The 6,514-nt window shown below is 60.3% G+C and carries 6 protein-coding genes; all 6 read right to left on the reverse strand.

Features of this window, described 5'->3' with window-relative positions; translation table 11 throughout:
- Positions 1-756: NAD(P)H-hydrate epimerase (locus VMR03_RS04545; protein ID WP_325402712.1), on the reverse strand; the 756-nt coding region annotated here is incomplete at its 3' end.
- A 97-nt stretch (positions 757-853) separates the two neighbouring features.
- On the reverse strand, positions 854-1,327 hold the full coding sequence (locus VMR03_RS04550; protein WP_325402714.1) for a hypothetical protein: 474 nt from the start codon (positions 1,325-1,327) through the stop codon (positions 854-856).
- A 311-nt stretch (positions 1,328-1,638) separates the two neighbouring features.
- Entirely contained in the window at positions 1,639-2,676 is a 1,038-nt protein-coding gene (locus tag VMR03_RS04555) for a hypothetical protein (protein ID WP_325402716.1), read from the reverse strand.
- The gene (locus VMR03_RS04560; protein WP_325402718.1) at positions 2,673-3,356 is read right to left on the reverse strand and encodes a hypothetical protein; all 684 of its coding nucleotides are present in this window, start codon (positions 3,354-3,356) and stop codon (positions 2,673-2,675) included. Before VMR03_RS04560 ends, VMR03_RS04555 begins: the two co-directional genes overlap by 4 nt.
- Positions 3,357-3,541: 185 nt before the next feature.
- Positions 3,542-5,809 (reverse strand): arylsulfatase, encoded by a 2,268-nt coding sequence (locus VMR03_RS04565; protein WP_325402720.1) that lies wholly within the window; start codon positions 5,807-5,809, stop codon positions 3,542-3,544.
- A 98-nt stretch (positions 5,810-5,907) separates the two neighbouring features.
- Positions 5,908-6,474: a histidine phosphatase family protein gene (locus VMR03_RS04570; protein ID WP_325402722.1), complete on the reverse strand. Its 567-nt coding sequence runs from the start codon at positions 6,472-6,474 to the stop codon at positions 5,908-5,910.
- Positions 6,475-6,514 lie beyond the last annotated feature (40 nt).

The following is a 6,514-nucleotide window of genomic DNA, read 5'->3' on the forward strand; positions in this document are numbered from 1 at the left end:
CGATGGACCGCCCGAAACGACGACCGAATGCCCGCGCGAATATTTGTGGCCGTCGACACGCAGGCTTGGAAACGCCTCCCGCCAGACATCGGGCGCGTTCTCGAGAATCGTCGGCTTGATCTCGTCGAGCACGCCGTCCGCAGTTCCGATGTCGCCGACGACGAGTTCGCCGCAGAGCATCCGGCCCGGAAAAAGCACATGTCCCGGCTTCTTGCGGAAAAAGGTGACGGTGACCTTCGCCTGAAAGGCGACGCCGCGCACCTCGCCCGTATCGCCGTCGAGCCCGGTCGGCACGTCGATCGCGACGACCGGCAGCTTCGCCTCGTTGACACGCCGGATCAGTTCCCCCGCAACGCCGTTCACATCGCGCGACAATCCCGCCCCGAATATCCCGTCGACAACAAAGAGAGCACCCGCCGCGGCGTCGGCGGTCAACGGATGGATCGGCCCGGCCCAGCGATGCGCGGCCTCGGCGGCATCGCCGCTCAGCCTTTCCCGTTCGCCCATCAGGAAGAGTGTGACGCTCCAACCCCAGTCGCGCAGCAACCGCGCCGCGATGAAGCCATCCCCGCCATTATTACCGGGACCGCATAAGACCGAGACGTTGCCGCGTGGGAAACGCGCAGCGGCAGCCTCCGCAACCAGACGGCCTGCGTTTTCCATAAGGACGATGCCGGCTTTGCCGCGCTCGATCGTCAACCGATCGAAGCGCGCCATTTCATCGACGGTGAGAAGCGCGTGACGTGTATCGAACATGCGCGCCACTATAACGGCTCGCCTTGAGTCGCCAATGTGGCAAATATCTTCGCGTCACGCGCCGCAGGCCCGGAAGGACGCCTGCCGGAAACGGCGCTCAGGCGGCTTCCGTTTCCTCGATCGAGGTAACCAGCCGCGGGTTGCCCTTTGCGGTCATCATCGGCTTCAGCAGGTTGAGCGCGCTCACCTGCGCTTCGGACATGAGCTGGTTCGCCTCGCGCAGGATGTCCGCCGTCTCGTCGAACACATGATCGACCTTGTCGGAGCGGAACTTCATCGAGGCGCTGCGGCTGCGTCCGTCCGTCGGCGCTTCCATCTCGATCGACTGGGCAAGTTCGAGCATCAGCTTGCCCTGCCGCTGCGCCAGCGCATTGACGGCACTCGCCAGCGAGCGGGTCGCCCTGAGATGTGCCGCCGTCTTCTCGTTCCAGCCGATCAGGAAATCGGAAAATTGCCCGACCGGATACGTCGAGCCCCACAGGGACGTAACAGCGTCCTGGAAATTCTCGACCTCGTCGTTGATTTCGTGACGCTCATTGCGCGCCGAGCGCCGTACTGCTCGTTCAGCCATCGTGACCTCCATACTGTCAGGCGTTGAAGAAAAGCCCCCCGGAATAGGTCAATGTCTCGAAGCCTAGCGCAGGTCCGTTGCAGTCTTGTGGCAGCGATATTGAAAATGCGGACAGCCGACGCCAGCATTGAAGCGTCAGCCTAGCAGCAAACGCGAAGAGCGCACGCCACGAGGGCGCGCGCTCTTCATTTTGACCGCAAATGGTCACACGTCATAAAGACATCTTGTCGCCACCGCGCTCGCTGACGTAGCAGGAACCAAGGTGATGCCACGACGCTTGCGGCTGCAAGCAAATGCACTCTCTATTCTGTCTACCTAAGACGCATTTTCCCCGAGTGCATTTCTAAAAAGGACGCCTTCTGAAGGATAATTTTTGCAGCCCGCTCATCTATTTCGATACCCTCTCCGCCTAAATCGCGAGCCTCTTCAAGCAAGCGTTCAACTGTAAATGCGGTTTCGGGACTATCGGTCAATGACAACGCCGCAACCTCTAACAATGTAACCAGCGCTTCAAGATCCTGCGTCAGAACGGGCGCGTTTCGATATGTTGCTGTGTCATGGCTATCTTTAACAAATCTCTCCACCCCTACATCATATGGCATGGCTGTGCTCCTCGTGTTGCGGCCGGTTGGTTCCGACTTGTTTTGGTTTTGGCTAGATAAAGAATGCGGAATACTTCTCGCAAGTCGCTCCACCGTCACCAACACTTTCGATCTTGGTTGGTTTGAAACACGTCTTCCACGAACGAGTCTGTGATAAGAGACATCATCGGCTCCGATAGCATATATCGCGTCCCAGCGATCATGTCTTAGCAGCCCCAGCAAAGCCTCTCCACCAAGTTCTCCGCCGGGCGCCGCCGCCCGTCTTAGTCCTTGTGCTAGGATATCATGGTATGGCTGTCGAATGCTCTCCACTAGAGGTCTTTGATGTTCACAAATCGCCGCTAGCACCATCATTCCCGACCTCGGACCAAAAACGCACTCGAACACGTCGGGACGATATACGGCACGGATATTCTTGGCCTCTGCAAGGCGGGCAATTGGCAGCGGATGATGATCAACTATAAAAAAACGTGATTCTTGCCGCTCTTGAGCGAACGCTACCAGCGCTTCGCTTTCAGCGACAAAACTCGAGGGGCTGAACATCAAGTCGACAAAGAATACTAAATCGGCACCATCGATCTCCGGCATCAACTCAAGTTGGCGCCATACCTGGTGCCCCTGCGTACGATGGGGGTCAACAAGCACTTCGACGTTGAGTGTTGGAACTAAACTGAGGTTACGCCGCGTTTGCTCTGCGATGAGGTGCCCATCTGCATCAGAATGGCCGATGATGAGAACGCGCGTCACGGGCAAACCCCTAGTTTTTTAGCCATGGACGCCGGCATTACAAACGCCACCTTCGCTTTCGCCCTAGCATCCTCCCTTCCACCCAATGATTTCAACCGACCTGCGATCGACCGATCCCACATTTTCTGAGCTGAATCGCCCGGAAGCCTCATATCGATGTGAGCGAGGTTGGCCTTGGTGGTCGGCTTCTTCGTCTTGGGGTCATGCAATAGAGGAGGGCCAACGAATATTTCAAAAGCAGCAACTGGCGCTCGACGGGTCGGTGGAAACTCCACAAATGGCCCAAGGACCAGCCCCTCTGATGGCACGGTGCCTTTGCCCATCGGCAACGTGCGGGTAATTCCGACAGCGACAAGATCCCCAATTGGATGGTTCATTTCGGTAAAAGTCAGATTCCAATCCGCCTTCTCGCGCAGGGCAACTAACCCGGCGGCAAGTTGCTCTAGGCCTTTGATCGACGGAAATAGCAAAGCGGCAGCGACGGTCTTCGGAGAACCCAATAGACGAGTAATCCGCTGGTCAATACTCGACGCTATACGCGCCGGAGTGCTGCTCGCGGCGACGCACTCGATCGTCTGGCCGTAGTCTTGAGGCCGATTCGCAATTTGGCGAGCAAATAAACAACCGACATCAAGCTTCTTAAGCTTCCAGGCAAGGTAATTCGAGCGCGCGCTGTTCATTGCTATTGCTTTTGTTGCCTCGCTAAAAATCGAATCGTTACTCCGACTAAACAATGCAAGCCTTTACTTACCCATAACCATTGTCAACAAAATCGTCAGTATACATCATCGGCGACATTCCTCCGTCGAACTCGGCGCAAGAACGCTCCTTTTGTGCCCCGTTTGTTCCAGCCTGCCGGCCGTCTTTACTGCTGAGCTTCCGCGGCGCGCGTGATCGCGGTCACTTCGGCCTTCATCTGCTCGAGCGAGGGGATGTCGAAGGTGACGGCGTGGATCTTTCCCGGATAGGCGAAGGGTTCCGCGTAGTCGTCGTTCACCGGCGCCATGCTGCGGCCGATATCCATGCCGAGGCTCGAGATCAGGAAGAGCAGCTTCGGAATATTGCCCTTCGCGACTTCTGCACCGTCGACGAACAGCGTCGCGTCGCCGCCGCCATCCGGACGGCGCGCCACCAGCAGCTCGACTTTGCGGCGCCCCGGCGCCAGCGCAACCTCGCTCGCGACGAGCGTATGCTCGTGGAAGCAGTTGTAGTCGAAATGCGGCTTGCCGTTCTTGATGTAGAGAACGAAGCCACTGTTGATGCTGCCCCGCGCGACGAGCGCGCCGTCGCCGCCTTTTGTCGGATGGTCTATCTCCACCGCCGTCTTCCAGCCGCGCGCGACCGGCGGGCAGGCGTCGCTGACGATGTGCGAAACCGGCGGATGATAGACGAAACGCCCGCGCGAGGTCGGCATGCCCGGACGGCGCGACGCGGCGAAGAGCGCGAAAGCGCCGCGATCGTCGAGCGGCAGCGCGCCGTGGCGCTCCGCCTCGCTCCACCAGAGATCGACCATCTCCTTCAGGCGCGCGGGCTCCTTCTCCGCGAGATCGTCATGCTCCGAGAAATCCTCGCTGAGCCTGTAGAGCTCCCACTTGTCTTCATCGAAGGGCGTGCCGTTCTCGTGATGCGTGACGGCCTTCCAGCCGTCCTTCCAGATGCCGCGATGACCGAGCATCTCGAACATCTGGGCCCCTCGCGCGATCTGAGCCTTGGGATCGGCAAGCGCCGGCTTCAGGCTGACGCCATGCACCGGCATCTGCGGCACGCCAGCCACGACCTCCGGCGAGGGAATGCCGATCACGTCGAGGATCGTCGGCGTGATGTCGATCGCATGGCAGAACTGCGGACGGATGGCGCCCGGCGCTTCGAGGCCCTTCGGAAAATGCATGACCAGCGGATCGCGGACGCCGCCGCCATGCGTATTCTGCTTGTACCATTTGAGCGGCGTGTTGCCGACCTGCGCCCAGCCCCAGGGAATGTTGCTATGGCTGTTCGGCCCGCCGATATCGTCGAGGCGCTCCACCGCCGCGTCGACATCCTCGCGCATGCCGTTGAACCACTTCATCTCGTCGAGCACGCCGGTCGGCCCGCCCTCCTGGCTCGCGCCATTGTCGGAGAGCACCATGAAGAGCGTGTTCTCCCATTGGCCGATGCCCTTCAGGAATTCGACCAGCCGGCCGATCTGCGCGTCGGTATGTTCGAGCATCGCGGCGAAAGCTTCCTGCAGTCGTGCGGCGAAGGCCTTCTCGTTGGCGGAAAGCTCCGCCCAGGGCCTGACACCCGGATTGCGCGGCGCGAGTTTCGTCCCGGGCGGAACGATGCCCATCGCCTTCTGCCGCTCGAACCACTCCTCGCGCATGACGTCCCAGCCGGCGTCGAACTTGCCGCGATACTTGTCGAGATAGCTCTGCGGCGCCTGATGCGGCGCATGCATGGCGCCGAAGGCGAGATAGAGGAAGAACGGCTTCTCGGGTACGAGCGACGTCAGGTCGCGGACCATGCCGGTCGACTTGTCGACGACGTCCTCGGAGAAGTGATAGCCCTCCTCCACGCTCTTCGGCACATCGACGAAATGATTGTCATGCGTCAATTCCGGGTGAAACTGATCGGTCTCGCCCTGCAGGAAGCCGTAATAGCGGTCGAAGCCCTTCTGCAGCGGCCAGTTGGTGAAAGGTCCGGCTGCGGAGCATTCCGACATCGGCGCGAGATGCCACTTGCCGGCGGCGAAGGTCGCATAGCCCTGGTCGCGCAGGATTTCGGCCAGCGTCGCGGCGCTCCTCGGGATCGCGCCGCGCATGTTCGGAAAGCCGGTGTCGAAGTTCGAAATGCCGCGCATCCCGACCGCATGATGGTTGCGGCCGGTGAGAAGGCAGGCTCGCGTCGGCGAGCAGAGCGCCGTCGTGTGGAAGCTTGTGAAGCGCGCGCCCTTCTCGGCCAGCGCGTCGATATTCGGCGTCTTGAGTGTCGAGCCGTAGCAGCCGAAATGCGAGAAGCCGGTATCGTCGAGCACGACCATCACCACGTTGGGCGATCCCGGCTTCAGCTTCGATTCCGGCCACCAGGGCGTCGATTCATAGACTGTGCGGCCGATGACGCCGCCGAACGCTTCACCCGACGGATGCTTGTGGCTCATTTTATCCTCCCGCTTCTTCTCTAATGGCCTACATTAAATAGACCCGCGATGGAGGCAACAAGAGACAGTTCGCACAATTCCGTATTGCGGAATGAAAATCAGTTCACCTTCGTTTCCGCCTCACGGCCTTTTTGGACCAGCGCGAGCGAAGAGCCATGCGTCTCGAAGACCGTGACCGAACAATTGTCGGGCTTGAAAAGGATGACCCGCTCGTCGCCGGTCGCAAGCCCTGCCGCGACGTTGATCGCGACGAAATGGCTGAAGATCACCGTATCCCCCTTGAGCGCCGTCAGCGCCTCCCCGACGCCCTTGCGCCAGGCGAGAAAGTCGACGCCACCTTGCGGCTCGACTCCCGTCCAGCTTCCCGCCATGAAAGCGCGCAGCCATTCGCCGCGCGCCTTCAGGTCGTGCGTCGGAGAGGGGATTTCGCCCACGCGCTCGTCGATGCGAACGTCGGCCGACCAGCTTTTCGCCAGCGGCTCAGACGTCTCGCGGCAACGGCGAAGCGGCGACGAAATCAATGGCAGCCTCGCGCCGACCCGGCTCTCGATCTCGCGCGCGACTGCCTCGGACTGCGAACGGCCGAGATCGTCGAGACCCGGATCCATATCGGCATCCCACCCCGCCGCCGCGCGGCCATGTCGGATCATGTAGATGAGGGGCATTGCCTTTACTCGCGAAATTTGTCGATGCCGAGTTCAACCA

Origin of the sequence: Parvibaculum sp. (genome assembly GCF_035511255.1) — a bacterium.
Taxonomy (GTDB): Bacteria; Pseudomonadota; Alphaproteobacteria; order Parvibaculales; family Parvibaculaceae; genus Parvibaculum.

Bases quoted from the DNA above. Each gene is read 5' to 3' on its own strand.
- VMR03_RS04550 (WP_325402714.1), bottom strand. From the start codon at position 1,327: ATGGCTGAACGAGCAGTACGGCGCTCGGCGCGCAATGAGCGTCACGAA.
- VMR03_RS04565 (WP_325402720.1), bottom strand. From the start codon at position 5,809: ATGAGCCACAAGCATCCGTCGGGTGAAGCGTTCGGCGGCGTCATCGGC.
- VMR03_RS04560 (WP_325402718.1), bottom strand. From the start codon at position 3,356: ATGAACAGCGCGCGCTCGAATTACCTTGCCTGGAAGCTTAAGAAGCTT.
- VMR03_RS04570 (WP_325402722.1), bottom strand. From the start codon at position 6,474: ATGCCCCTCATCTACATGATCCGACATGGCCGCGCGGCGGCGGGGTGG.